Below are 25,331 nucleotides of genomic sequence, written 5' to 3' on the forward strand. Positions count from 1 at the left end.
CTCAGCCGGCTTTCCCGTTGGCCGGGTGGTTCTCCCGGAGGAACGACAGCACTTCCGAGGCCGGCACGTCCTTGGCGATGAAGGCTTGGCCGACACCGCGCGTCAGGATGAAGGTCAGCGCGCCGCGCGACACCTTCTTGTCCTGGGTGATGAAGGCCAGCAGTGCCTCGGCGTCGGGCAGATCGCCGGGAATATCGGCCATGCGCCACGGCAGCCCGACGGCGCGCAGATGCGTCTCGACGCGGGCCGCGTCGTCGGGGCTGGCCAGATTGAGGCGCGAGGAGAACCGATGCGCCAGTGCCATGCCGATGGCGACCCCCTCGCCATGGACGAGGCGGGCGCCGTCATACCGCGTCGCGGCTTCCAGCGCGTGGCCGAACGTATGGCCGAGATTGAGCAGCGCCCGGTCGCCGGTCTCGAACTCGTCGCGGGCGACGACGTCGGCCTTGGCGCGGCAGGCCTCGGCAATCGCCTGCGCCCTCTCCGGCCCGCCGGCGAACACCTGCCCCCAGTTTTCTTCCAGCCAGGCGAAGAATTGGGGCCGGTCGATCAGCCCGTATTTGGCGAGCTCGGCATAGCCGGCGCGGAATTCGCGGATCGGCAGCGTGTCGAGCACTTCAGTGTCGGCCAGCACCAGCTTCGGCTGATGGAAAACGCCGACGAGGTTCTTGCCGCGTGGACTGTTGATGCCGGTCTTGCCGCCGACGGAGGAATCGACCTGGGCCAGCAGCGAGGTCGGGATCTGCACGAAATTCATGCCGCGCCGCACGATGCCGGCGGCAAAACCGGCGAGGTCGCCGATGACGCCGCCGCCAAGGGCGATGACGATGTCGCCACGCTCCAGCCTGGCGGCCAACACGCCGTCGACCACCTCTTCGAGATGGGCGAAGCTCTTGGTCTTCTCACCGGGCGGCAGCGTGATGACGGCGGGCCGGATGCCGCCCTTTTCGAGCCCGGCCTTCAGCGCCTCGAGATGCACCGCCGCGACATTGGCGTCGGTGATGACGGCCGCGCCCATGCCCGGCAGCCGGCGCGAGATCTCCTCACCCGCGCGAGACAGCAACCCTGAGCCGATGAGTATGTCGTAGGCCCGGTCGCCAAGCCCGACTTCGACGGTGACAGGCTGATCCACGCTCACGATTCGACCTCGCCTGTCGCGGCATTTTCCTCGATGCCGAAATGCCGGCAGAGCGCCTCCAGCACCTCGGCGGCGATGATTTCCTTGCGGTCGTCGCGGGTCGGCACGGTGACATCAGCGGTTGCGTAGACTGGATAGCGCTCGCCCATCAGCCGCTCCAGCACGGCACGGGGATCGGCGCTCTTCAACAGCGGCCGGTTCTGCTTCTTGGAGACGCGTTCCATCAAGAGGTCGAGCTCGGCCTTCAGCCACACCGACACGCCATGCGTGGCGACGGCCTCGCGCGTCTGTGCGTTCATGAAGGCGCCGCCGCCCGTGGAGAGCACCTGGGGGCCATTTTCCAGCACGCGCAGGATGACACGCTGTTCCAGCGCCCTGAACTCGGTCTCGCCATAGCGCTCGAACAGCTCCGGCACGGTCATGCGCGAGACGCTTTCGATCTCCTGGTCGCTGTCGATGAAGGGCAGCGAAAGCATCGTCGCCACCTTGCGGCCGATCGCCGTCTTGCCTGCGCCCATCAGCCCGACAAAGACAATGGACCGGCTGCCCAGCCGGCCAAGCAGCGCGGCGCTGGTCTCGCCTGGCGGATTTGCGTGTAGCGCGTTCATGACACCATGACGGTTCCGGGACCCTCTTTGCCGGCGTATCGACATGAAAAGCCCGTTTGCGTCAAGCATGCCGAGTAAAGGCAAGCCTATATCGGCCGAGGAATGCCTGCGTCAGAAGTTGCTAACAAGCCTCCGCTTCGTCCTTGAATTGGCCGGATTGGCGTCCCATAAGGGCACAGGGTTTGGAAACGCAGAACGAGAAGACGGGCGAAAATTGATGCCGACACTGTTTCGCTTTGTCGTGACCCTCGCGATTCTGGCCGGCATTGCCTATGGTACGATGTTCGCGCTGGTGATGTTCGTCGAGCCGAAAAAAGCGGAGATGAGCGTGCGCATCCCGTTGGAAAAGCTGAATCCCAAGAAGAACTGAGTCCCAAGAAGAACTGATCCTCAAGGATGAACAGCGCCGCCCGCATCGAGGCCTTCCTGGAAATGATGAGCGCCGAGCGCGGTGCCGCCGAGAACACGCTTTCCTCCTATCGCCGCGATCTCGAAGACGCTTCGAACGGGATCGATGGCGGGCTTGCCGGTGCGGCCGCCGCCGACATCCGCGGCTATCTCGACGACATTGCCGCCCGCGGCTTCGCGTCGACATCACAGGCGCGCAAACTGTCTGCGATCCGCCAGTTCTTCAAGTTTCTCTACGCCGAGGGCCTGCGTGGCGACGACCCGACCGGCACGCTGGACAGCCCGAAAAAGGGGCGGCCGCTGCCCAAGACGATGTCCGAGGCCGACACCGGCAGGCTGATCGACCTCGCCGCGGCCGAAGCCGGTGACGCCGGGCTCGGCCATGCCGACAGGCTGGCGGCCCTGCGCCTGCATGCGCTGGTCGAGGTGCTCTACGCCACGGGCCTGCGCGTTTCCGAACTGGTCGGCCTGCCGGTGACGGTGGCGCAGCGCGACGACCGCTTCTTCACGGTGCGCGGCAAGGGCGACAAGGAACGCATGGTGCCGCTGTCGTCCAAGGCGCGCGTGGCGATGCGAACCTGGCTTGCCGCCCGGGCCGGAGTGCCCGCCTTCGCCGAAAGCCCGTTCCTGTTTCCGGCCGCCTCCGACAGCGGCTATCTCTCGCGCCAGGTCTTTGCCCGCGACCTGAAAGGGCTGGCGGCGCGCGCCGGCATCGCCTCGGCCAAGATTTCACCGCACGTGCTGCGCCATGCCTTCGCCAGCCATCTCCTGCAGAACGGCGCCGATCTCAGGGCCGTGCAGCAGTTGCTTGGCCATGCCGACATATCGACGACACAGATTTACACCCATGTGCTGGAGGAGCGGCTGGTGCGGCTGGTCAACGATCATCATCCGCTTGCCGACTAGGCCTCATATCGCTATGTGAGGACGACATTTCACCGCCCGGGGCCTTGGATTAAACGGTTCCGCAGTCATTGCCTTCCGACGTATCGGTCCGCTCACGCATGTACAATTACCTCGATTTCGAAAAGCCGGTGCAGGATCTTGAGCTCAAGATCCTCGAGCTGAAGAAGCTTGCCGAGAATGGCGAGGCGGTCGACGTCGCCGACGAGATCACCAGGCTGGAGAAGCGGTCGCGCGACGCGCTGCGCGATCTCTACAAGGCGCTGACGCCTTGGCAGAAAGTGCAGGTGGCGCGCCACTCCGACAGGCCGCACTGCGTCGACTACATCAGGGGTCTGTTCAGCGATTTCACGCCGCTCGCCGGCGACCGCAATTTCGGCGAGGACCAGGCGATCGTCGGCGGTTTTGCCCGCTTCCGCGGCGAGCCCATCGCGATCATCGGCCAGGAAAAGGGTTCGGACACGACCAGCCGGCTGAAGCACAATTTCGGCTCGGTGCGCCCCGAAGGCTATCGCAAGGCGGTGCGGCTGATGGAGCTTGCCGATCGCTTCAAGATCCCGCTCCTGACGCTGGTCGACACGGCGGGTGCCTATCCCGGCGTCGGCGCCGAGGAGCGCGGCCAGGCGGAAGCCATCGCCCGCTCGACCTCGGCTTGCCTTGCGCTCAAGGTGCCGTCGATTTCGGTGGTCATCGGCGAAGGCGGCTCCGGCGGCGCCATCGCGATCGCCACCGCCAACCGTGTCTACATGCTCGAACACGCCATCTATTCGGTGATTTCACCGGAAGGCGCGGCCTCGATCTTGTGGCGCGACACCACCCGCTCCAAGGACGCGGCGACCAACATGAAGATCACCGCGCAGGATCTTCTGGAATTGAAGATCATCGACGCCATCATTCCTGAGCCGATGGGCGGCGCCCAGCGCGCGCCCGAGACGGTGATTGCCGCGACCGGCGACCTCATTGCCAAGACGATGAAGGACTTTGCCGGCGCCAACACCGATTTCCGCGAGCAGCGCCGCGAGAAATACCTGGCGATGGGCCGCAGCCTCTGACCGGCTGACGCCGGAACGTGGTCATCGGAAGCGGCTTGCCCACCGCAATGTGGCGTCAATGAGCAATTTCGCCACAAAAATGCCGCCGCATTCGGGTCAATAAATTTGCAACGAAGGGTTGGGAAGTTGCCGTGAGGGGCTAGTCGACGCTTGCGGTAAGGAATTTTCAAGGTTAACGGGCTTACGGTCCGTCGGTGTTCAGCATGTGGGCTCGGCCGTTTCGAAGCCATCGGCCCGAGGGAAAAGACATAGCCGTATCCATGTTTGCCAAGCTCGCCCGTACCGGAGTCCTCGTCGCCTCGATCGCTATCGCCGGCTGCAATGATTCGTCGATGAAGGACTTTGCCCCGGAGGCCAACAAGCCGCTGCCGGACAAGATCCTGGCCGACATGAAGGCCAAGGGGATGGTGCGCACCTCCTCGGTGATGGCGCGCATCTTCAAGGAAGAAGGCAAGCTCGAAATCTGGAAGGCCAAGACCAACGGCCGTTACGACATGGTCGCCAGCTACGACATCTGCAAATGGTCGGGCAAGCTCGGGCCGAAATACACCGAGGGCGATCGCCAGGCGCCGGAAGGCTTCTACACGGTTCGCCCGTCGCAGATGAACCCGCGCTCGAACTACCATCTGTCCTTCAACATCGGCTTTCCCAACGCCTATGACCGAGCCAACGGCCGCACCGGCCAGAACCTGATGGTGCACGGCGCCTGCTCGTCCTCGGGCTGCTATTCGATGACCGACGCGCAGATCGAGCAGATCTATGCCTTCGGCCGCGACGCCTTCCAGGGCGGGCAGACCGAGTTCCAGGTCGAGGCCTTTCCGTTCCGCATGACCGCCGCCAACATGGCGCGCTATCGCAGCGACCCGAACTACGAGTTCTGGAAGATGCTCAAGGTCGGCTACGACAATTTCGAGATCACCAAGGTGCCGCCGAAGGTCGACGTCTGCGAAAAGCGCTACGTCTTCAACCAGGTCGCCCCCGACGGCCAGACATTCGATCCGACCGGACCGTGCCCGGCGACCACGCAGCCGGATTCGCTGAAGAGCGCTTACAACGCCTATCAAAGCACCTATGACGCGGCGTTCACCGGCGCGCTCAAGGCCAGCGTGCCGCCGCCCAGGCCGACCATCGCCGGCATCAAGGAAGCCAGCATCGTCTCCGACTGGTCGAAGCGCAGGGCGCGTGGCGAGCGCGTGCCGATCGAGCCGCCCTCGCTCAATTCCAACGGCACGGTGACCGAGACGGCGCGCATGGGCCGCATCGATTCGCCGGCCGGCCGCAAGATGGCTGCACTCGACGCCGAGAAAGCCGCCAAGCAAAAGGCTGAGGAGCAGAGGCTGGCCGCCATAGAGGCTGCCAAGCAGGCCAAGGAAGCCGCCAAGGCACAGGCGCTCGCCGAGAAGGAAGCGGCCAAGGCCGCCAAGGAGGCGCCTGCCGCCACCGCCACCATAGCCGCCCCGACCGAGGCCGCGCCGGAAGCCGAAACGCAGGCCGCCAATGCCGATGAAAGCCGGGTTACCAAGCTCAAGAACAAGCTGCTCGGCATGTTCGGCGGCTGAGGTTCCATCCTTGGCCGGACGCACCGCGATCTATGATCTCAAGGGGCTGAACTGTCCCCTACCCGTGCTTAAAGCTAAAAAACGTCTTGCCGGCATGCTGCCGGGCAGCAGGCTTTGGCTCGAGACCACCGATCCGCTCGCCGTCATCGACATTCCCGCTTTCTGTTCCGACGCCGGCCATCAGTTGATCGAAACGGCGGCGGTCGTGGGCGGCCACCGTTTTCTGGTCGAACGCGGCGCGCAGGGATCGTAGCGTTTACCGTCCGGCAATCGCCAGCGGATTGTTTTCCAGCGCCGCGCGGTCGGGCGTGTCGATCGAGGGCCGGTTGGTGAAGGCGGCGAACAGCCGGCGCACATAGTCTTCCGGCATATCGAGCGTGATCAGCACCAGCCGCGTGCCACGTTGGCTGTCCGGCCAGGAGGGCAACTGCACCGGCGGATGCAGGATTTTCTGCACGCCATGCACGACCAGCGGCCGTGACGGATCTTCCTGCAATTCGATGACGCCCTTCATGCGCAAGAGGTGTTCGCCATGCGTCGAACGCAACAGGTCGAGGAACATCTCGATGGCCGAAAACGGCACCGGACCATCATGGGCCAGTGAATAGGAGCGCACGCGCTGGTCGTGCCGGTGACCGTGATCATGATCGTGCCCGTCATGGTCATGATGGTGGTGGTCGTGCGCCGCTTCCTCGCCGAGCCAGCGCCGCACGTCCGCGGATTTGGTGGCTGGATTGTAGAGGCCGCAGTCGAACAGCGCGGCCACGCCCGTCCCCGTATCGTCGGCATCGAGCAGTTCGGCACCCGGATTGATCTGCCGTAGGCGCGCCCGCAGCCTTTCGAGCTCTGCGGGATCGGCAACCAGGTCGGCCTTGCTCAGCACGATGCGGTCGGCGACCGCGACCTGCTTGACCGCCTGGACATGGGTATCGAGTGTGGCGTCGCCATTGACCGCATCGACCAGCGTGATGACGCCGTCGAGCCGGAAAGCCTGGACCAGCGCCGGATGCGCCATGATCGATTGCAGCACGGGCGCCGGATCGGCGAGCCCCGTGGTCTCGACGATGACGCGGGCAAGGCGTGCGATGCGCCCGGTCTGCAGCCGGTCGACCAGGTCGGCCAGCGTATCGACCAGTTCGCCGCGCACCGTGCAGCACAGGCAGCCGTCGGAAAGCTGGATGATGCCGTCGGAGGCCTGCTCGACAAGCAGATGGTCGATCGCCACCTCGCCGAACTCGTTGATGATGACCGCCGTGTCGGCCAGCGCCGGATCCTTCAGCAGTCGGTTGAGCAGCGTCGTCTTGCCGGCGCCGAGGAAGCCGGTCAGCACCGAGACGGGTATCGGGAAGCCCGCCATTGCGGTCAGTTCGCGGTCTTGGCGGACTGGTCACCTTGCGCGTCGGCGCCTGCTATCTTGGGACCGGTCCCCGCGGGCTGGGGTTTGTCCGGTCGCCAGGTCGGGATCGGCACGTCGGCATATTCCTGGCCGCCCTGGTCGAGTATCGCCTTCGGCGCCGGGCCGGTGGCGCCGCCAAGACCGACGGCAACCAGCGTCGGCACATGGTCGAGCTTTTCCTGATAGGGCGATTTCGGCGCGTCCTTGGCGACAGCCGGCGGCGCCTCCGATTGCTCATGCGGCTTCTTCTTCTTGCAGATCTCGTCACTCATGTCGTTGGACGAGGTGGTGTCGCCGTAAGGCGCCAGGATGGCGACCGTGGTCGAGCCGGCGACAGGCGCATCAAAACCCTGGTCGAGCAGCTTGGCCGCGGTCTCGGCACGGCTGACGGCCGACTTCTCGCCAAGCACCACCGCCACCAGGGTGCGCCCGTTGCGCGTCGCCGAACCGATCATGTTGAAGCCCGAAGGGCAGACAAAACCCGTCTTCATGCCGTCGGCGCCGGGATAGCGGCCGATCAGCAGATTGTAGTTCGGGATCGCCTTTTTGCCGACCGCGAGCCCCTCGATCGAAAACCATGGCGCATATTGCGGAAACTCACGGCGGATCGCCATCACGAGCACGGCAAGGTCGCGCGCCGTGGTGTACTGGTCCGGCGAATAAAGGCCGTTCGGATTGACGAAATGGGTTCCGTTCATGCCGAGCCGGACCGCCTCGGCGTTCATCCGCTCGGCAAAGGCTGCCTGCGAGCCACCGACATTCTCACCGACGGCCATCGCAATGTCGTTGGCCGATTTGACCAGCATCATCTTCAGCGCATTGTCGAGCCGCATCACCGAGCCCGGCTTGAAGCCCATCTTGCTTGGCGGCTCGGCGGCGGAGTGTTTCGTCACCATGATCGGCGAATCGAGCTGGATTTCGCCGGCCGCGATCGCCCGGAAGGTCACGTAAGCGGTCATCAGCTTGCTCAGCGACGCCGGATACCAGCGCTTGAAGGCATCCTGATGCTGCAGGATCTGGCCGCTCTTCAGGTCGAAGACCACCACCGGATTGGCCAGCGCTGGCCCAGCCAGCACCGACAGCACGATCGCGCCAGCCGAGAATAGTTTGAGGAAATGCCTGTGCCGCATGATCAAATCCGAAATCGCCTCTTGCCGTAGTCGCCCCTGGCTCCGTAAGATTTCGTTACGTGACCGCCAGCATAACGAGTCCGCCCCTCAAAAACGGACCGCATCGTTGCGGTGCTATTTACCCTATGTGACGCCAACATGGCAAAGTGCCTGACGATCACAATTGAAAGGCAGCGGGCCAGCCCGCCTGCTCCAACAGCGAGATGGAACCACCATGCCAATCCTGAACCGAGCCGCCGAAATGCAGGACGAAGTCGCCGGCTGGCGCCAACACCTGCACCAGACGCCAGAACTGAACTTCGACGTCTTCAAGACCGCCGCCTTCGTGACCGAGAAGCTGAAAGAATTCGGCTGCGACGACGTGGTGACCGGCCTCGGCAAGACCGGCGTCGTTGGCATCATCCGTGGCCGCCAGGGTGACGGCGCCACCATCGGCCTGCGCGCCGACATGGACGCGCTGCCGCTCAACGAGATCACCGGCAAGTCCTACGCCTCGACCGTTCCCGGCAAGATGCACGCCTGCGGTCATGACGGCCACACGGCGATGCTTCTGGGCGCGGCGAAATACCTCGCCGAAACACGCAATTTCGCGGGCTCCGTGGCGGTGATCTTCCAGCCGGCCGAGGAAGGCGGCGGCGGCGGCAACGAGATGGTCAAGGACGGCATGATGGAGCGCTTCGACATCTCCAAGGTGTTCGGCATGCACAATATGCCCGGCCTGCCTGTCGGCCAGTTCGCCATCCGCCCGGGCCCGATCATGGCGGCGACGGCCGAATTCACCATCACGGTGAACGGCCGTGGCGGCCACGCCGCCATGCCGCACGGCACGATCGACCCGATCGTCATCACCAGCCAGTTGGTCGGCGCGCTGCAGACCATCGCTTCGCGCAGCACCGACCCGGTCGAGGCGGTGGTGGTGTCGGTGACCAAGTTCCATGCCGGCGATGCCTACAACATCATTCCGGAATCGGCCGAGATCGCCGGCACGGTGCGCACCTTGCGCAAGGAAATAGCCAAGAAGTCCGAAGAGCGCATCCGCACCATCTGCGACGGGCTGGCGATCGCCTTCGGCGCCAAGATCGAGGTCGACTACCAGGCCAATTACCCCGTCACCTTCAACCATGCGGAAGAAACGGTGTTCGCCAGCGATATCGCGGCCAACGTCGCCGGCGACGCCCATGTCCACCGCGGCATCCAGCCGGTGATGGGCGGCGAGGACTTCTCCTACATGCTGGAAGCCCGCCCCGGCGCCTTCATCTTCATCGGCAATGGCGACACCGCCGGCCTCCACAACCCGGCCTATGATTTCAACGACGAGGCCATCCCGCACGGCATGAGCTACTGGGTGAAATTGGCCGAAACCGCGCTGGCCGCCTGAGGCGCGCATTGACGGACGATGACAAGAGGCCGCCGAATTGCCTTCGGCCGGCCTCTTGAATTGCCTTCGGCCAGCCTCTTGGCGAAACGATCCGAAGCGGCTATGTGTCGGGCCGCGTGGTCCCGTAGCTCAGTAGGATAGAGCGGCAGATTCCTAATCTGTAGGTCACAGGTTCGATTCCTGTCGGGATCACCATGCATTTTCAACGGCTTAGCAAGTTGACGTCGTACTTTTCGCGAAACAGTACGACGAATTGTATTGTCTGCGGGAATGCATCTCCACAGGACGAACGATCCAGCCTTGCCACGAAGAACGACCGCTACAATGGCCTTTTTTATCCGGCCGAAGGCTGTCGGCAGGATCATTACGAGGTGATGGTTGACCGTGGTGGGCTGTGACCTAGCTTAAAGTTCATGATGAACAGTCCAGAGCCGGGAGATGGCGAATTGTCCGCAGCGACAGACATCGCTTTATGGACTTGACAATACACCCCAGACCGCACGGGCACGGCAATGCCAAATTATCTTGCCGAAATTCACGCGAACGACGTAAATCTGGCCATTCTTGGCGCAGTGGTGACGCTTGTATCGGTTGGCGTCTATTTTGTGCTCAGGCGTATCCTTGCCGCGGTGCGACGACGCCGCCTTGCATCGCTTGACGAAGGCAGATCCGATCTCGCCGACGAGGCTTCTTGGGAATGGGAAAGCCCGGCCAGGCTTGTCGCCGAACCTGCTTCTTCCAGGGCTGCCAATCCCTTGGGTACCGCCGACCTGGATGTTCGAGCTCAAAACGCCAACTACTCTCGGTTCGGAGTGCGAGTCGAGCATGTCAACGTGACGCCCGAAGCCTCGGGAGGTTCGTCGGCGGTCCAGACCAATGCTCCTGCCCCGAACAGGCTGGAACCTGGAAGACTTGCAGCGCCCATCAAGGCGGTCGCGGAACATGGGAAGCGGATTTGCGGATCGGGATGGGACCAACTGCGCCATAAAGCTTCGCCACAAATTGTTCCGTTAGCCTCTGCCGCCGATCGCGGTTTGAATTTCACAGCTCAAACGGGAGAAGCCGACCCAGCGCCTGCTTCACCCCCTGGCGTTCGCAGGCCGGTCGGTCTTGTGCTCCGCCTAGGGTTCGCCGCCATTTGTCTGGCCGCGCCGATTGGTTATGCGGCGACGAGACAAATCTGGGTCGAAAGCGCCCCCGCCATTTCGCAAGCCCAAAGCGAAGCTGATCGAGACCTTTCCCACCCCTTGGAGCTTTCGGCGAGTGTCGAATTGCCAAGCCCGGATCTCACGGCTAACCAGGTGCAGGCCGGGACAGATCGTGCTCAGGCGGCCGCCGCGAGACAATTGGCCGACCAGGAGCACCGGGCGACGGAAAGCGAGCGTGCCAGGAGCGCCGCCCTGCAGGGAGCGCTCCTCGAATCGAGCAAGCAGATCGATACGCTGAGGGCAAGCATGGCAGCTGCCGACAACGCACGCGAGGAGCGATTGCGCAACGAACTCGCCGCAGCCCGCACCCTTGACGCGTTACAGCGCATTGCGGGAGATGCCCGCACGCTGGTGGACGAGACCACCAGCTATGTCTTCAAGGAGATGCCCGCTGCTCATCTCGAGCAGCAGCAAGCGCAGAGGCAGGCGCGCGATCTATCGCAAGCGCGGGCGCAAATTGAACAGCTTGAGACCGGGGCCGCCAAGGATCGTGCCGCGGCCAGGGCTTCACTGGCGCGGGCGAGTGGCATGCTCGACGACGAGCGCCGGAAGTCGGAGCAGCTTCGTGGCGATCTCGCCGAAGCGAACCTGTCCAATGCCGCACTCTCGAAGCGTGCGGATGCGGCTGAGCAGGAACGGACTGGCACGGTCACAGCGAGACAGCAAGTGGAGCGGACCGCAGCTGACACGGAGCGGGCGCTGGCACGAGAACGCGCTGCGGTAGCATCGACTCTCGAAGAGTTGAAACAGGCTCGCATCGAGCGCGAGGCGGCTCAACAGGAGCGAGCCAGAGCAGTCTCAGCGAAAGAGCGTGCTGAGCAGACCACGACCGAGACGGCACAGGCTCTGGCACGGGAACGTGCTGCAGCGGCCTTGAATCGTAAGGATCCCGACAAGGCTCGCATCGAGCGCGCGGCCACCCAAGCTCTTTTGCTGCGTGTCGCCAAGCTGCAGGAGGCCCTGGACAAGCAACGCGAAGCCACTGTTTCTCTTGCCCGCGACTTGACCGCCGCGCGCGCGGACAATGACAGGCTCAGGACCGAGCGCCGCAGCGCGCAGATCGAGCCGCCTGCGAAACCACGTTCTGCCCGCGCGACAGCCGCCGGCCAGGTGAAGGCCGTCAGCCAGAAGACTGGCAAGGTTCGCAACCCTTCGCGGGTGACCCGGGTGCGCTCGATCACACTTCCCTATTCGCTCTTGCCGACATACGCGACATCGCAGTGATTTCCGGCTGATCCCTTGTGTGGAAGGCCATGGGTCTTTGAATGCCCCGCACCCCTTGGCAGCACGCGCGAGACCTGCTGCCATTTCGGGCAAAGGATGAATGCGCTCGAATTCACGCCCTCATCGGCGAGGAATTCTGCGCGATGCGCTAGGTCAGCCCGATCACGCTGCCTGTCGCATTCAATTCGCATTTGATCGGCGCCTGCCGCGTTTCCACGCTGCCCTGCCGTACATAGTCGATGCTGACCTCAACGGGAGCCGAGATCGTATCCCGACTCAACTGTACGAAACCCGCGCTGCTGACGCGCACGCTGGTCGCGCCAAACGGCGCGGCTGCCGACTCGATGGCATCATGGCAGGCCCGAACGACTTCATCCGGGACGCCCGGCACCGCCTCGATTCGGCTGACCGTTGATTGAGTGCTGCTGTCGCTGGGAGGCTGGAGAGCAGCCGGGAGGTCGAGCGCCTGTCCGCCTCTTGCGGACGCGACAGCGGTGGCAGTGGCCGCCCCAGGGGCCGTCGTCGTGCCGGTTGTGCTGGTCTCATCGTCCGCTGGCGAACCGGAGCCGCCGGGATTGTTACCAGTCCCTTTGTGCGAGCCGCCATTTTGGCTGCCAGCGCCATGCCCTCCGCCGCCATTGCCGCCAGAACCATGGCCGCCGCCGTGCTGGCCGCCGGTTGCAGCTCCTGCGCAAAGCACCGCGATCGAGCAAGCTAAGACGAAATACGCACAGGTGAATCCACGCGATTGACGCACGACGACCTCCATGGATGCGTCGGTCCAACCGTCCTTCCGCGGCGTGCAGTCAGAACGGCGCGAACCGCCGCTGCCCCGAGCAACCTCGCGATTGCCGCGCCCGTGAAGGAACTAGGGGATGAATCCGGTGTATCAAGGATACTTAGCTGGTAGGGATCGATGAGATCGCTTGGCTGGCGAGTGCCTCATCGCTGATGTCGAGGCCGTCTGGACAACGCCGCCGACGCCTTTATGACTCAATGGCGGAAGTGGCCCGGCCGATGCCCCGGCGAAGGAAAATGCACAGATCAGCGATCACGCTTACCGCGGCTCAGGGTCAGCGCACCTCCTCCGAGCCATCGGCGACACCCACGCGGTGTCGGTAGACCATTTCCCAGCCCTTCCAACCTGTAAACAGGAGGATGAGAACCACGATCAACGACAGGATCACGCCGGTGGGCACCACCGCCGCCTCGCCGTGGGCGTATCGCGAGTACCAGTTGTAGAGTTCGATCAGGACGACGACCACATTGCCGCCAGCGTGGAGCCATGCATCACTCAGATTGCGGATCTGAACATCGCCCAAGACATCCGTCAGGCCGGCAAGCGCGGCCAAGGCGGCCATTATCAGGCCCGCCCCAAGCAGCCAAAGGCTGGCGGTGACCCATCCCGGGTTGCCTGTTCGCCAGAAGATCAGGTCGCAAACGAAGGTGGCGACAAAAAAGGCGATCGGGAACGGAATAAGCATCGGGTGGATGGGATGGCCGGCAACACGTGCCGTGGTTTGTGGGTTGCGGCTCATGGCAGTGCCTCCAATAGGCAGCGCACCCCTTCGCAGCCTGCAGTTCATTCCTGAAAGACAGCGTACAAGCAAACGCTGGCACCAGGTGAATGTTCCACAAGCCGGACGGCAGAGCCCCCCGAGGCACGAAAGGCGTCGCTTGAGCATTCGCCCGCCATGGCGAACCATGGCGGGATTTTCATGCGGCCGGACGGATCACCCCGCCTCAGGCAACCCTGACCACAAAATGTTTGGTCACCGGCTCGATGATCTTCCAGGTGCCTTTGAAATCGGCTTCCACCACGAAGGCGTCGCCGGGACCCACTTCGACCGGCGTGCCGCCGTCGGGGGTGATGATGATGCGGCCGGCGATCATGTGCACGAACTCATAATCGGTATAAGTCGCGTGATAGGTGCCCGGCGTCGCCCGCCACGTGCCCGACATCACCTTGCCGTCCTCGGTCGTGTGCTGGACGGCGGTCTGCATGGTCGGCCTGCCCTCGACCACGATCCAGCCGGCGAGATCGCCGGCCTCCGCGTGTTCGACCGGGCCGAATTTGAAGATCGTCTGGTCTGTCATGTCAGGGCTCCGTCTGGTCAATTGTGCTGGCATCATGTGCCTGGACGGTGGGATATCCGATGCACCCGCAACCGGCAATGCCGCCGCAAGCGGCTGACATCCCGGACAGTCGCCTCGACGAACGGACCTATGGCTTGTGCCTGGCCGAGACGAGTTCCGCCTTGCGCCGCGCCGTCTCCAGTCCAAGGCCGATGAAGGCGCGCGCGTGCTTGGCGAGCGCCATGTTGTCCGTCCACAGATTGCGCCAGATGGCGGTCTTCTTCGACAGGTTCTCGTCGACGATCTCCGAGGAGAACGATTCGAAGCTGAGATCGTCGGCATAGCCGATAGCCGTCAGCGCATCGAAGATCGCCGCGAAGTCGATGTTGCCGGTGCCGAGGAAGCCGCGATGGCTTTCGCCGATATGGACATAGCCGATCTTGGCCGCCGCGTGGCGGATGGCGAGCCCGACATCGGCCTCCTCGATGTTCATGTGAAAGGTGTCGAGATGCAGGAAGATGTTGTCCGAGCCGGTGTCCTCGATGAAGGCGAGCCCCTGCGCGGCGGTGTTGAGGAGGTTGCTTTCGAAGCGGTTGACGATTTCGAGATTGAGCGTGACGCCGGCGGCCTTGGCCGTCTCGGCGACCTTGGCCAGTGCCGCCGCGCTGCGGTTCCATTGATCGCGTGTCGGCGCCTCGACCTGCAAGCCGTGGCTGGTCGACAGGATGCCGGCGACCTTTCGGCCGCCAAGGTCGCGCGTCAACGCGATGGTCTGGTTGAGGATTTCGACGCCGCGCGCCGCGACCGCCTTGTCGGCGCTCGATATGTCGCCGTCGGCGGGCAGTCCGATGCTGATCGCCACCCCAAGCCCGAGATCGGCGATGCGTTTGGCAAGCCCGCCAATGTCGACATCCGCCGGGTCGAGATAGGAGAATTCGATCAGCTCGAAGCCGGCCTCCCTTGTGTTGGCCAGCGTGCGTTCGAGCTCGCCTTGCGCCGAGCTTGCCGACCAGACGAAAGAATGGATTCCGATGCGCGACATGATCGTCTCCGGATTGCGGCGAAAAGGATGGGCGCGGCCGGGATCAACCGGCCGCGCTTGTTGAAATGATCAGCGGGCCGCGGTCCAGCCCTTGTAGTCCTTGAGGTTGTCGGCGGTGATCAGCTTGGGATCGAGCAGCACGGTGGCTTCCGCCGGCTTCTTGCCGGCCAGCAGCTCGGCCGCCATGGTCAGCGACTGGCCGGCCATCACATAGGGATCCTGCGAGGCAGAGGCCTTGATCATCGACTTGCCGGAAGCGAGCTCCTTTTCGATATCGGGCGCGCCGTCGACCGCGGTGATGATGAATTCCGAACGGTTGAGCTGCTTGGCGGCAAGCTGGGCGCCGATCGCCGTCGGATCGTTGATGGCGAACACCGCGTCGATCTTGTCGAAGCGGGTGAGCAGCGACTGGAACACCTTCAGGCCGCCGTCGCGCGAGCCTTCGGCATTCTGGTCGTCGGAAAGGATCTTGATGTCGGGATGCTGCGCGAGCACGTTCTTGCAACCCTTCACCCGCTCCAGGATCGACGACGACGCCGGGCCGTTGAGGATGACGTAGTCGCCCTTGCCGCCAGTGTTGTCGACCAGATACTGGCAGGCCTCCTCGCCGGCCTTGACGTTGTTGGTCATCACGGTGACGTCGGCGCCCGGCGCCGAAACGTCGAACGCGGCAACGATGACGCCGGCGGCCTGCGCCTTCTTCACCGCCGGTGCGATCGCCTTGGCGTCGACCGCGTTGAGCATGATCACGTCGACGCCGGCGGCGATGAAGGAATCGACCTGCGAAACCTGCTTGTTGAGGTCGTAGTCGGCCGATACCGACGTCACCTCGACCTTCGGGTTGATCTTCTTGGCCGCGTCCTCGATGCCCTTGATGGTGGCGACGAAGAAGGGGTTGCCGAGCAGGCCGACAGAGATGCCGACCTTGTTGAGATCCTTGGCCGATGCCGGTGCGATGGCGACGGCCGCGAATGCGGCGCCGCAGAGCAGTTTGGCGATGGTCTTCATTACGCTTACTTCCTCCGATTGCCCGCGCCTCTCACGGTGCGTTACACAAGCCGGCATTTGCGCCGGCGACCAGGTCACTCACGTTCTTGCCCCTGCCTGGAGCCTGTAGCGGTCGAGGGCGACCGCCACGATGATGACCAATCCCTTGATGATGTACTGCCAGATGTCCGAGACACCGGCCAAGATGAGCCCGTTGGAGAGCACCGCGATGATCAGGCCGCCGATCAGCGTGCCCCAGATCGAGCCGACGCCGCCGACAAAACTGGTGCCGCCCAAAATCACGGCGGCGATGGCGTCGAGCTCGTAGGACTGCCCGAGCTGCAAGCCGTTGGCGGCGTAGAGCCGTGCCGCCGACATGGCGCCGCCGAGGCCGGCGAGCAGGCCCGAAACGCCATAGACGAAGAGCAGCACCAGCGGCACCTTGATGCCGGTCAGCCGCGCCGCCTCGGCATTGCCGCCGACGGCGTAGATCCAGGTGCCGAGCACCGTGCGCTTGAGCACCAGCCAGGACAGCACCACCACCGCCAGCGCGATGACGACCAGCCAGGGAATGCCGAACAGCGACCCATTGCCGATGAAGTCGAACGGCAGGTCGGAGTTGAACACGGTCGTGTCCTGCCCGAGCAGGCGGGCAACGCCGCGCACCGCCGTCAGCGAGCCGAGCGTGACGATGAAGGGCGGCAGCTTGACGTAGGCGACGAGCAGCCCGTTGATGAGGCCGAAGCCGAGGCCGACGAGAATGGCTGCCGGCACGCCGAGCAGGCCCCAGTCTGGCACCAGCGACACCAGCACCGCCACCATCGCCGAGGCGGCGAGGATGGAGCCGACCGACAGGTCGATGCCGCCGGTCAGGATGACGAAGGTCATGCCGGCGGCGAGCACGATGTTGATCGACGATTGCTGCGTGACGATCAACAAGTTGGTCTGGGTGAGGAAGCGGGGATTGATGAACTGGAAGCCGCCCGCCAGCAGCACCAGCACCGGCAGCATGCCAAGCGCGGCGAAAACGGTGCGCAGCCGCCGGCTCCTGACCGCCGCCTGGTCCACTGCCGCCGTCCCGGTCGTCTTGTCGGTCGTTCTGTCGATCATTCCTGGGCCGCTCCCGTCGCAAGTTCCATGATCGCTTCCTGACGAAGCGGCTCGCCACCGGATGCCGTCACCTCGCCCGATATGGCGCCGTCGCGCATCACCAGCACGCGGTCGGCGACGCCGATCACCTCGGGCAATTCGCTGGAGATCATCAGGATGGCGATGCCCTGGTTGGCGAGATTGTCGATCAGCCGGTAGATCTCCGACTTCGCGCCGACATCGACGCCGCGGGTCGGCTCGTCGAGGATGACGACCTTCGGGTCGGTCTCCAGCAGCCGGGCGAGCAGCACCTTCTGCTGGTTGCCGCCCGACAGCGAGCCGGCATTGGCCTGCGCCGAGCGGGTGCGGATCGAGAGGTCCGCAATGGCCTTTGCCGCACGTCTCTCGGCGGCGGTGAAGTCGCGGAATCCGACCGCCCGCGCGTCCCTGGCCAGCACGCCCATGCTGATGTTGTCGGAGATCGACATGTCGAGGAACAAGCCGAGTTCCTTGCGGTCCTCGGTGAGGTAGGCGATGCCGGCGTCGAGCGCCTCGCGCGGCGAGCCGATGGAGATCGGTTTGCCGTCGAGTTCCATCGTGCCGGCGCTTCGCTTGTCGGCGCCGAAGATCAGCCGGGCGAGTTCGGTGCGGCCGGAGCCGACGAGACCGGCCAAGGCCAGCACCTCGCCCTTGTGGAGATCGAACGAACAGTTCTTCAGCAGCCGCCCGTCGGACATTCCGCGCACCGAGAGCGCGACCGCGCGCTTCTCGTCCGGCGGGCGATGATCCTTCTTGTAGAAAGCCGAGAGGTCACGGCCGACCATCATCGACACCAGGCGCGAGGCGTTGAGGTCGGCGCGCTCAAGCGTGCCGACATAGCCGCTGTCGCGCAGCACGCTGACTCGGTCGGCGAGCTGGTAGACCTCTTCCATGCGGTGGCTGATATAGATGATGGCGATGCCTTGCGCCTTCAGCGTCGCGATCACCTCGAACAGGCGGTCGGTCTCGCGCGAGGTCAGCGACGTCGTCGGCTCGTCCATGACGATGATGCGCGCATTGGTCGACAAAGCGCGGGCGATCTCGACCAGCTGGCGCTCGCCGAGCGACAGGCTGGAGACCAGGACGCGCGCCGAGAAGGAGACGCCGAGCCGGCCGACGATCTCGCTGGCGCGCCGGTTGCATTGGTCACGATCGACGACGCCGAAGCGGCGCGGCTCATTGCCGAGAAAGATGTTCTGCGCCACCGTCAGATTGGGGGCCAGCGACAGCTCCTGATAGATCACCGCGATGCCGGCAGCGCGCGCCTTGATCGGATCGCCAGTCGCGGCGGGCACGCCGTCGATCAGGATCTCGCCACCGGGATCTGGCCGATAGGCGCCCGACAGGACCTTCATCAGTGTCGACTTGCCGGCGCCATTCTCGCCCATCAGCGCGTGCAGTTCGCCGGCATGGACGCTGAGCGAGACATCGTGCAAGGCGCGGATCGCACCGAAGGTCTTGGAGATGTGGCGCATCTCCAGCACCGGCTGGCGTGTGGTTTCGACCTTGGCCATCGCGGTCATCGCGCGCCTCCCGCCGCTTTGCCCGCCGTGCCGCGGCCGGCGACGAGATCGCGCCAGTCGTCACGGTAGCCGGCAAGGCCGGTAAAGCGCGCCTCTGTCACCAGTCCCGGCACCTCGGCGGCGAATTCGCGCCCGACACTCTCAAAGGCGAGCGCTGCCGCACCCGTGGCGCTGCCTTCCAGCGAGGCGCCCTGCATAAAGCCCTGGCCGGGACGCAGCTGCGCCAGCAGCCCGGCAAGCAGTCCGCCAGCGTTCAGCCCGCCATCGACGATGACGGTGTTTTGCGAATGGATCAGGTCGAGGCAGAGATCGACCATCAGTGCGACATACAGCAGTGCCACGGCCGCGCGCTCCCCGGCATCGGGCATGCGCCCGACTAGCCGGCCGGGACGATCCGGCATCGGCCCGCCCGGCGCGAAGCTCGGCAGCGCCATGATGCCGGCGTCGATTGCCTGCTGGATCGAGCCATTCGGGATCGCGCCTTGCCAGCCATCGCTGATGACGGCGAATTCGCGCCCGCCCATGAAGCGGATGGTCGGCACCGGGCCGCCGTCGACATCGACATTGACCAGCATGTCGCGGTCCCGGTCGAGTGCCTCGAGCGGGCAATCGGGATTGAGCACGACGACCCAGGTGCCGGTCGACACCACGGTCAGCGGGCCAAGCTCCTGCCGGCGATAGGCATGGAGAGCCGCATTCGAATCGTGGACGCCGTTGTGGATGGCGACCGGCCGCGCGGCGCCGCCAAGATGCCGCTCGCCGATGACGGCGCCGGCACGCGCGAAGGTCGGCATCCGGCCGCGCCACCCCTCGGCGTCGACCAGCGAAGAGAAATCACGCCGGCGCGGCGCCCACAAATGCGAATGGCAGCCGAGATAGGACACTTCGCAAACCGGCCTGCCGCCGAGACGCCAGCTCCAATATTGCGGATAGCCGAGGATCGATGTCGCCGCCGCGAATGCGCCGGGATCGACCTCCTGCAGCCACAGCATATGGCGGCCATAGTTGAAACCGAGCGGCAGGCGCGGCGAGAACGTCTCGGCAAAATCCGGAATGCGAGGATCGATCCGAGCGGCGATCTCGGCCGGCGGCTCCTGCTCGTAGTCGAGAATCGGGTGCGTCAGCGCCTCATCGTCCACCAGGGCAAAGGTGCAGCCATGGCCGGATACCATCACCCCTTCGACACTATGGTTGTCGACCGCGTCAGTGACGGCGCTGAGCGCCCAATCGTGGAGGTCGGCCTCGTCAAGCACGCTGAAGCCGTTCTGGCGCGTCCATTTCGGCTGGGTCCGGCGCTCGTCGAGGATGCGTCCGTCCTGGCCGAAGACGAACAGCTTCGAATTGGTCTTGCCGAAGTCGAGCACCGCCAGTTTCATGGGACGGCTCCCAAGGTGGAAGCAATCCGCACCATGACGCCGGCATCGTCCAGCATGCGTGCATCGGTATCGGAGAGGCCATCATCGGTGATCAGCGTGCCGATGCGCGACAGTGGCAGCGAGACATTGCGTGCGTGGATGGAAAGCTTGCGGCTGTCGGCCAGCACCACGATCTGGTCGGCGCACAGGCTGAGATCGACGATCGAGCGCACCAGCAGCGGGTGCGACTCCAATAGCCCTTCCTGATTGAGACCTTGCGCGCCCAGAAAGAATTTTGAGGCGTAGAAGGAGGTGGCCTGGGTCGGCGAATGGATGATGCCGGGTTCGCGATGCAGCTCGCCGCCGGCAACCGTCAGGCTGCAATGGCCGTGATCGCTGAGATAGGCCGCGAGCGGCATCGAATTGGTGTAGAGCCGGATGTTGCGTTCGGCGAGCTTGACGCCGAGATGGAAACAGGTCGAGCCGCCATGGACGATGACCGCGTCGCCGTCGCGCACCATGGTCGCGGCAACGGCTGCGATCTGCCGCTTGGCCTCGACGGCGAGGTCACGGTTCTCGTCATAGGGCCGGGCATAGGCGACGCCCGCATGGGCAGCGCCGTCGAGCGCCGAGATGCCGCCATAGACCTTCCGTGCTTCCCCGGCTTCGTCGATCCTGTCGATATCGCGCCTGACCGTCGCCGCCGAAACGCCGAGCCGCTCCTGCAACTCGCGTACCGAGGCGAACGGGCGGTCCCGCAGCAGTTCGACGATCTGACGCTGGCGGCCGAAGTCGCTCAACACTTCCCTCCCGAAATGCCATTTTTCATGACAATTGGCGCAACTTACTCAACATTAGTCGGATTGCAAGCTGTTTTGAGGATATTAGATCATTGTTGACGTAGATCACTCATATCTGCGATATCTCCGCCAAATGTCGGTCCCGGCGACGGGATTTCGTGCAGGGAGAAGAAGGCGCCATGGCAAACCAGGCTGATGCACAGGAACTGGCAGCCTTGCGGGCGCTTTCGGCCGGCATCGGGCTGAACCCCCACATGACCCAGGCGGCGGGCGGCAACACCTCGCTCAAGGCCGGCGATACGCTGTGGATCAAGGCTTCGGGCACATGGCTGAAGGATGCGCTCAGCGACGACATCATGGTGCCGGTGGCGATGGCGCCGTTGCTCAAGGCGGTCGAAGAGCGCAATCCGGCAGCCGACAAGCCGCAGGCCTTTGCCATCGATGAACTCAATCCGCGCGGCCTGCGCCCATCGATCGAGACTACGGTGCATGCGTTGATGCCGCAGCGCGTGGTTCTGCATGTCCACTGCGTCGATACGATTTCGCTTGCCGTGCAGGCCAATGGCGAGACCGAGGTCGCCAGGCGGCTGGACGGCATCGAATGGGCCTATGTCCCCTATTTCCGTCCAGGTCTGCCGCTCGCCCGCGGCATTGCCGAGAAGCTGCGGCCCGGTGTCGATGTGCTGATCCTTGGCAATCACGGGCTGGTCGTCGCCGCCGAAACCGTGGCCGAGGCTGACCTCCTGCTGCGCCGCGTCCGCGCGCTCCTGGCGCGACCGGCACGCGTTACCGCCGCGCCAGACATCGCGGCCTTGACGACGCTTGCCGGCGACAGCGTCTACCGATTGCCGGCGGATATCGAGGCGCATGCGGTCGCGCTCGATCCGGAAAGCCGCCGCATGGCCGAGGTCGGCAGCCTCTACCCCGACCATGTCATCTTCCTCGGCCAGGGCTCGGTCGTGGCCGAGCCAGGCGAAGGCGCGGCCGGTGTCATCGCGCGGCTCGGCGCTGCTCCGGTGGCGATCCTGTTTCCCGGCGCCGGGGTCCTGATGCGCGGTGACGCCAGTGCCGGCGCCGATGCCATGCAGCGTTGCCTCGCCGACGTGACGGCACGCGTCGATGTCGCGGCGCGGCTGAACTATCTCACCGCCGCCGAGAACGACGAACTGGTCAACTGGGACGCCGAGCAGTATCGCCAGAAGCTCAACGCGGCCGGCGGCTAGCAAAGGACTGAGATGATGCCTCTTGTCATCGGCATCGACATCGGCACGTCGGGCGCGCGCGCCGTCGCCATGCGTCCGGATTTTTCCATCGCCGGCCAGTCCGCTGTCCGCCTCGACACGTTCAGCCAGGATCCACGCGCGCCCTCGGCATGGTGGCAAGCGGTCCAGGCGGCGCTGACGGAGCTGCTTTCGGGCATCGACGGCGCCGCGGTTCGTGCCATCGCCGTCGACGGCACGTCGGGCACGCTGCTGCCGGTCGACGCCGCCGGGCGGCCGCTGGCGGAACCGCTGATGTACAACGACAAGGTCGCCGACGACGGCATCCTGGCCGTGATCGCGCGCGAGGCGCCGGAAGCGAGCGCCGCCCACGGGGCGACGTCGGGCCTCGCCAAGGCTTTGCTATTCCAGCATCTGCCCGGCATCGCGGCGGTGCTGCACCAGGCCGACTGGACCGCGGGAAACCTGTCCGGACGTTTCGACGTCAGCGACGAGAACAACGCGCTGAAGTCAGGCTATGATGTCGAGGCCCGGCGCTGGCCGGACTGGATCGCGGCCGCCGGCATGCGCATGGACTTGCTGCCGCGCGTGGTAGCGCCCGGCGATGTCACCGGCACCCTCACCCCAGCCATGGCGGATCTGTTCGGCCTGCCGCGCGATGTGGCCGTGGTTGCCGGCACCACCGATGGCTGCGCCTCATTCCTGGCGACCGGCGCTACGGCCATCGGCGACGGCGTCACCGCACTGGGATCCTCGCTGACCATCAAGATCCTGTCCGACCGGCCTATCTCGGCGCCGCGCTTCGGCATCTACAGCCATCGCCTCGGCGACACCTGGCTGGCGGGCGGCGCTTCGAATTCCGGCGGCAAGGTACTGGCCCAGCATTTTCCGCTAGCGCGGATCATCGAACTCAGTGCGGCGATCGACCCTACGACCGAGACCGGCCTCGATTATTATCCGCTGAGCACAGCGGGCGAACGGTTCCCCATCGCCGATCCGGCCCTGCCGCCACGCCTCACCCCTAAGCCGGCAGACGACGCCGACTACCTCAAAGCGATGCTCGAGGGCATGGCCGCGATCGAGGCGCTCGGCTACGGCAGGCTGGCAGAGCTTGGCGCGCCGGCGCTGACATCGGTCAGGAGCGTCGGCGGCGGCGCGGCAAATCCGGCATGGACGGCGATCCGGCAGCGCAAGCTCGGCGTCGATTTCCTGCCCACGCTGTCCGACGAGGCTGCCGCCGGCACCGCCAAGCTGGCGCTGAAGGGCGCGGCCAAGGCAGGACTGGCATGATCGCGAAAAGGATCGAACGTCTCGACGGCATCGCGCCGCTGGCTGAGCGCTACCAGGTTTTCCTGCTCGACCAGTTCGGCGTGCTGCATGACGGCCAGGCTCCTTATCCCGGCGCGGTGGCAGCATTGTCGGCGTTGAAGCACGCCGGCAAGACGGTGGTGCTGATTTCCAATTCCGGCAAGCGCGCAAGGCCCAACGAGGAGCGCCTGCTCAAGCTCGGCTTCGTCGCCGGAAGCTGGAACCATTTTGTGTCGTCCGGCGAGGTGGCATGGCGCTCCTTCAATGACATGGCGGCATCGGGAAAGCTGCGGCCGGGGACAAAATGCCTGCTGATCAGCCGCGACGGCGACCGCACGGCGATCGACGGCCTGCCCTTTGTGCTGACCGAGGCCGGCGAAGACGCCGAACTGGTGCTGATCTCGGCCAGCGAGGGCGACCGCTACGAGTTCGACCATTACCGCAGGCTGCTTGCCCCGGCGGCGGCACGGCAGGTGCCATGCTTCTGCACCAATCCCGACAGGATCATGCTGACGGCGGTCGGCCCCCGCTTCGGCGCGGGCGAACTCGCCGATCTCTACGAAAGCCTTGGCGGCAGCGTCACCCGCATCGGCAAGCCCTATCCGGCGATCTTCGACGCCGCGCTGGCGCTGGCCGGCGAGCCGGACCGTGGCAGCGTGGTCTGCGTCGGCGACAGCGTCGAGCACGACATAGCGGGCGGAAATGGCGCCGGCGTCGCCACGGCGCTGGTGCTGAGCGGAATCCTGGCCGACACATCGGATCTTGCCGCCGTTTTCGACGAACAGCGGGCCTGGCCGGACTACATCACGGCTTCCTTCAGCTTCCGCTGACCGCATCGAGCATGCGCCTTGCGCTTTCCTCGTCGGTGATCAGGATCGTCGGCGCGATCAGGTTCATGGCGCCGAGCAGCGCCGCTGTCTTCTCCTCGCCGCCGGAAGTGAGGATGCGGATTGGCGCCTTGCGCAGGCGATCGACATCCACCGACATCACATGGCTGTTGACGGGATGGTCGACCAGATCGCCGTTGCGGTCGTAGAAATGGAACAGAAGGTCGCCGACGGCGCCACGCGCAAGCAGCGCCTCCCGGTCCGCTTCCTTGAGAAAGCCGCCGCGCGAGAAGGTGGTGGCAGAAGCGATGCCGCCAACGCTCAGCAGGACGGCATCGAGCGCGTCGGCCATTTCGAAAATCTCCTGCAGGCCGCAGCGCTCGACCAGCGCGATCTTGGTCTCGACGCTGTCGACCACGGCCGGTGTCGGCATCAGATAACCGTCACCCTGGAAGATCTGGGCGAAGCGCCACGCGAACTCGGCCGGGTTGACCCGGCGCGCGACGCCAACACCGCCAAGCAGCGATATCACGCTGAAATCGGTCAGCGATTTGGCGCTGATGAACGGCAAAGTGTGGAACAGCGTCACACCCCAGCCGACACCGACCCGCATGCCCGATTTCATCGCATCGGACAGGAACATGCCGGTCTTGGCGGCGATTGCCGGGATCGGATCGGCATTGGCCGCCGTCAGCGGCGCCACCAGCGCCTGCTGCAGGCCGAAGGTCTTTTCGAGCGCGCGCTCCAGCCGCACGATCTCCAGGAGTTCGCTCTCGATGGTGATCTTCACCTCGTTGCGCGCGCGGGCCTCCGCCAGCATGCGCACGATGGTGACGCGGCCGACACCGAGTACGTCGGCGATCTCGTTCTGCGTCATCTGCTCGACGAAATACATCCAGGCGGCGCGGATCCTGAGGCGATCCGTCCGGCTCTCGCTGGCGACCTGCTCGGTCGCTTCGGCTCCTATCCGCCCCTCGTCGGCCCGCCCCTCTCCGATTTGTCGTCGCCTGCCCAAATCATCCCTCCCCCGCAGCGATGGACCAGCACGCCATTGCCGATTC

General features: G+C 64.9%; 24 protein-coding genes and 1 tRNA gene. 11 read left to right on the plus strand and 14 right to left on the minus strand.

The window, feature by feature from the left end; translation table 11 throughout:
- Position 1: 1 nt before the first annotated feature.
- Together aroB and X741_RS159545 are read right to left on the minus strand one after the other, a co-directional pair.
- Entirely contained in the window at positions 2–1,138 is a 1,137-nt protein-coding gene (aroB, locus tag X741_RS159550; protein ID WP_023776803.1) for a 3-dehydroquinate synthase, read from the minus strand.
- Positions 1,135–1,746, minus strand: a complete 612-nt coding sequence (locus X741_RS159545) for a shikimate kinase (protein WP_023763838.1) — start codon at positions 1,744–1,746, stop codon at positions 1,135–1,137. The genes aroB and X741_RS159545 overlap by 4 nt, the downstream gene beginning before the upstream one ends.
- Before the next feature lie 217 nt (positions 1,747–1,963).
- On the opposite strand from X741_RS159545, the gene X741_RS159540 reads away from it, so the two are divergent.
- From X741_RS159540 to X741_RS159520, 5 genes are all read left to right on the plus strand, one after another.
- The gene (locus X741_RS159540; protein WP_013892767.1) at positions 1,964–2,116 is read left to right on the plus strand and encodes a hypothetical protein; all 153 of its coding nucleotides are present in this window, start codon (positions 1,964–1,966) and stop codon (positions 2,114–2,116) included.
- 26 nt (positions 2,117–2,142) lie between these two features.
- Entirely contained in the window at positions 2,143–3,060 is a 918-nt protein-coding gene (locus X741_RS159535; RefSeq protein ID WP_023776804.1) for a site-specific tyrosine recombinase XerD, read from the plus strand.
- 98 nt (positions 3,061–3,158) lie between these two features.
- Positions 3,159–4,109: an acetyl-CoA carboxylase carboxyltransferase subunit alpha gene (locus X741_RS159530; RefSeq protein WP_023776805.1), complete on the plus strand. Its 951-nt coding sequence runs from the start codon at positions 3,159–3,161 to the stop codon at positions 4,107–4,109.
- Between the two features lie 260 nt (positions 4,110–4,369).
- A complete protein-coding gene (locus X741_RS159525; RefSeq protein ID WP_023776806.1) occupies positions 4,370–5,668 on the plus strand; it encodes a murein L,D-transpeptidase family protein in 1,299 nt (432 codons plus the stop codon).
- A 10-nt stretch (positions 5,669–5,678) separates the two neighbouring features.
- A complete protein-coding gene (locus tag X741_RS159520) occupies positions 5,679–5,921 on the plus strand; it encodes a sulfurtransferase TusA family protein (protein WP_023763834.1) in 243 nt (80 codons plus the stop codon).
- Between the two features lie 3 nt (positions 5,922–5,924).
- Here the strand turns inward: X741_RS159520 and X741_RS159515 are convergent, their stop codons facing one another.
- The gene (locus X741_RS159515; RefSeq protein ID WP_023776807.1) at positions 5,925–7,025 is read right to left on the minus strand and encodes a GTP-binding protein; all 1,101 of its coding nucleotides are present in this window, start codon (positions 7,023–7,025) and stop codon (positions 5,925–5,927) included.
- A 5-nt stretch (positions 7,026–7,030) separates the two neighbouring features.
- Positions 7,031–8,194 (minus strand): D-alanyl-D-alanine carboxypeptidase family protein, encoded by a 1,164-nt coding sequence (locus tag X741_RS159510; RefSeq protein ID WP_023763832.1) that lies wholly within the window; start codon positions 8,192–8,194, stop codon positions 7,031–7,033.
- 214 nt (positions 8,195–8,408) lie between these two features.
- Here X741_RS159510 and X741_RS159505 point away from each other — a divergent pair, with 214 nt between their 5' ends.
- From X741_RS159505 to X741_RS1000000170800, 3 genes are all read left to right on the plus strand, one after another.
- Positions 8,409–9,572, plus strand: a complete 1,164-nt coding sequence (locus tag X741_RS159505) for a M20 aminoacylase family protein (RefSeq protein WP_023776808.1) — start codon at positions 8,409–8,411, stop codon at positions 9,570–9,572.
- Positions 9,573–9,690: 118 nt separating this feature from the next.
- Positions 9,691–9,767: transfer RNA gene (locus X741_RS159500), tRNA-Arg, on the plus strand.
- Between the two features lie 317 nt (positions 9,768–10,084).
- Positions 10,085–12,004, plus strand: a complete 1,920-nt coding sequence (locus X741_RS1000000170800; RefSeq protein ID WP_245272667.1) for a hypothetical protein — start codon at positions 10,085–10,087, stop codon at positions 12,002–12,004.
- A gap of 148 nt (positions 12,005–12,152) precedes the next feature.
- Here X741_RS1000000170800 and X741_RS1000000167420 read toward each other — a convergent pair whose 3' ends face one another.
- The 9 genes from X741_RS1000000167420 to X741_RS159460 all read right to left on the minus strand — a co-directional run bounded on the left by X741_RS1000000167420 (position 12,153) and on the right by X741_RS159460 (position 20,915).
- Positions 12,153–12,773, minus strand: coding sequence for a hypothetical protein (locus X741_RS1000000167420; protein ID WP_051410419.1), 621 nt, complete (start codon positions 12,771–12,773; stop codon positions 12,153–12,155).
- Between the two features lie 304 nt (positions 12,774–13,077).
- Positions 13,078–13,542 (minus strand): DUF2231 domain-containing protein, encoded by a 465-nt coding sequence (locus tag X741_RS159495; RefSeq protein ID WP_023776811.1) that lies wholly within the window; start codon positions 13,540–13,542, stop codon positions 13,078–13,080.
- Between the two features lie 205 nt (positions 13,543–13,747).
- Positions 13,748–14,101 (minus strand): cupin domain-containing protein, encoded by a 354-nt coding sequence (locus X741_RS159490; RefSeq protein ID WP_023763827.1) that lies wholly within the window; start codon positions 14,099–14,101, stop codon positions 13,748–13,750.
- Positions 14,102–14,228: 127 nt separating this feature from the next.
- Positions 14,229–15,122: a sugar phosphate isomerase/epimerase gene (locus X741_RS159485; protein ID WP_023776812.1), complete on the minus strand. Its 894-nt coding sequence runs from the start codon at positions 15,120–15,122 to the stop codon at positions 14,229–14,231.
- Between the two features lie 69 nt (positions 15,123–15,191).
- Positions 15,192–16,130, minus strand: coding sequence for an ABC transporter substrate-binding protein (locus X741_RS159480; protein WP_023763825.1), 939 nt, complete (start codon positions 16,128–16,130; stop codon positions 15,192–15,194).
- 78 nt (positions 16,131–16,208) lie between these two features.
- Entirely contained in the window at positions 16,209–17,219 is a 1,011-nt protein-coding gene (locus X741_RS159475) for a ribose ABC transporter permease (protein ID WP_023776813.1), read from the minus strand.
- On the minus strand, positions 17,216–18,760 hold the full coding sequence (locus X741_RS159470) for a sugar ABC transporter ATP-binding protein (protein ID WP_023776814.1): 1,545 nt from the start codon (positions 18,758–18,760) through the stop codon (positions 17,216–17,218). The genes X741_RS159475 and X741_RS159470 overlap by 4 nt, the downstream gene beginning before the upstream one ends.
- On the minus strand, positions 18,757–20,136 hold the full coding sequence (locus X741_RS159465) for an FGGY-family carbohydrate kinase (RefSeq protein ID WP_023776815.1): 1,380 nt from the start codon (positions 20,134–20,136) through the stop codon (positions 18,757–18,759). The genes X741_RS159470 and X741_RS159465 overlap by 4 nt, the downstream gene beginning before the upstream one ends.
- Complete coding sequence (locus X741_RS159460; protein WP_023776816.1) at positions 20,133–20,915, minus strand: DeoR/GlpR family DNA-binding transcription regulator; 783 nt, start codon at positions 20,913–20,915, stop codon at positions 20,133–20,135. The genes X741_RS159465 and X741_RS159460 overlap by 4 nt, the downstream gene beginning before the upstream one ends.
- A gap of 179 nt (positions 20,916–21,094) precedes the next feature.
- On the opposite strand from X741_RS159460, the gene X741_RS159455 reads away from it, so the two are divergent.
- Genes X741_RS159455 through X741_RS159445 form a run of 3 tightly spaced genes read left to right on the plus strand, consistent with a single transcriptional unit; the run spans position 21,095 to position 24,273 of the window.
- The gene (locus X741_RS159455) at positions 21,095–22,138 is read left to right on the plus strand and encodes a class II aldolase/adducin family protein (protein ID WP_023776817.1); all 1,044 of its coding nucleotides are present in this window, start codon (positions 21,095–21,097) and stop codon (positions 22,136–22,138) included.
- Positions 22,139–22,150: 12 nt separating this feature from the next.
- The gene (locus X741_RS159450; protein WP_023776818.1) at positions 22,151–23,425 is read left to right on the plus strand and encodes an FGGY-family carbohydrate kinase; all 1,275 of its coding nucleotides are present in this window, start codon (positions 22,151–22,153) and stop codon (positions 23,423–23,425) included.
- On the plus strand, positions 23,422–24,273 hold the full coding sequence (locus X741_RS159445; protein ID WP_023776819.1) for a TIGR01459 family HAD-type hydrolase: 852 nt from the start codon (positions 23,422–23,424) through the stop codon (positions 24,271–24,273). Before X741_RS159450 ends, X741_RS159445 begins: the two co-directional genes overlap by 4 nt.
- On the opposite strand, the gene X741_RS159440 is transcribed toward X741_RS159445, so the two are convergent.
- The gene (locus X741_RS159440) at positions 24,260–25,285 is read right to left on the minus strand and encodes a sugar-binding transcriptional regulator (RefSeq protein WP_023776820.1); all 1,026 of its coding nucleotides are present in this window, start codon (positions 25,283–25,285) and stop codon (positions 24,260–24,262) included. The two genes, X741_RS159445 and X741_RS159440, sit on opposite strands and share 14 nt — an antisense overlap.
- Positions 25,286–25,331 lie beyond the last annotated feature (46 nt).

The sequence above is a fragment of the Mesorhizobium sp. LNHC221B00 genome, assembly GCF_000502935.1.
In the GTDB taxonomy this organism is placed as follows: Bacteria; Pseudomonadota; Alphaproteobacteria; order Rhizobiales; family Rhizobiaceae; genus Mesorhizobium; species Mesorhizobium opportunistum.

Bases quoted from the DNA above. Each gene is read 5' to 3' on its own strand.
- X741_RS159445 (WP_023776819.1), top strand. From the start codon at position 23,422: ATGATCGCGAAAAGGATCGAACGTCTCGACGGCATCGCGCCGCTGGCT.
- X741_RS159470 (WP_023776814.1), bottom strand. From the start codon at position 18,760: ATGACCGCGATGGCCAAGGTCGAAACCACACGCCAGCCGGTGCTGGAG.
- X741_RS1000000170800 (WP_245272667.1), top strand. From the start codon at position 10,085: ATGCCAAATTATCTTGCCGAAATTCACGCGAACGACGTAAATCTGGCC.
- X741_RS159485 (WP_023776812.1), bottom strand. From the start codon at position 15,122: ATGTCGCGCATCGGAATCCATTCTTTCGTCTGGTCGGCAAGCTCGGCG.
- X741_RS159535 (WP_023776804.1), top strand. From the start codon at position 2,143: ATGAACAGCGCCGCCCGCATCGAGGCCTTCCTGGAAATGATGAGCGCC.
- X741_RS159525 (WP_023776806.1), top strand. From the start codon at position 4,370: ATGTTTGCCAAGCTCGCCCGTACCGGAGTCCTCGTCGCCTCGATCGCT.
- X741_RS1000000167420 (WP_051410419.1), bottom strand. From the start codon at position 12,773: ATGGAGGTCGTCGTGCGTCAATCGCGTGGATTCACCTGTGCGTATTTC.
- X741_RS159510 (WP_023763832.1), bottom strand. From the start codon at position 8,194: ATGCGGCACAGGCATTTCCTCAAACTATTCTCGGCTGGCGCGATCGTG.
- X741_RS159505 (WP_023776808.1), top strand. From the start codon at position 8,409: ATGCCAATCCTGAACCGAGCCGCCGAAATGCAGGACGAAGTCGCCGGC.
- X741_RS159515 (WP_023776807.1), bottom strand. From the start codon at position 7,025: ATGGCGGGCTTCCCGATACCCGTCTCGGTGCTGACCGGCTTCCTCGGC.
- X741_RS159495 (WP_023776811.1), bottom strand. From the start codon at position 13,542: ATGAGCCGCAACCCACAAACCACGGCACGTGTTGCCGGCCATCCCATC.
- X741_RS159455 (WP_023776817.1), top strand. From the start codon at position 21,095: ATGGCAAACCAGGCTGATGCACAGGAACTGGCAGCCTTGCGGGCGCTT.
- X741_RS159545 (WP_023763838.1), bottom strand. From the start codon at position 1,746: ATGAACGCGCTACACGCAAATCCGCCAGGCGAGACCAGCGCCGCGCTG.
- X741_RS159465 (WP_023776815.1), bottom strand. From the start codon at position 20,136: ATGAAACTGGCGGTGCTCGACTTCGGCAAGACCAATTCGAAGCTGTTC.
- X741_RS159480 (WP_023763825.1), bottom strand. From the start codon at position 16,130: ATGAAGACCATCGCCAAACTGCTCTGCGGCGCCGCATTCGCGGCCGTC.
- X741_RS159530 (WP_023776805.1), top strand. From the start codon at position 3,159: ATGTACAATTACCTCGATTTCGAAAAGCCGGTGCAGGATCTTGAGCTC.
- X741_RS159475 (WP_023776813.1), bottom strand. From the start codon at position 17,219: ATGATCGACAGAACGACCGACAAGACGACCGGGACGGCGGCAGTGGAC.
- X741_RS159450 (WP_023776818.1), top strand. From the start codon at position 22,151: ATGATGCCTCTTGTCATCGGCATCGACATCGGCACGTCGGGCGCGCGC.
- X741_RS159490 (WP_023763827.1), bottom strand. From the start codon at position 14,101: ATGACAGACCAGACGATCTTCAAATTCGGCCCGGTCGAACACGCGGAG.
- X741_RS159540 (WP_013892767.1), top strand. From the start codon at position 1,964: ATGCCGACACTGTTTCGCTTTGTCGTGACCCTCGCGATTCTGGCCGGC.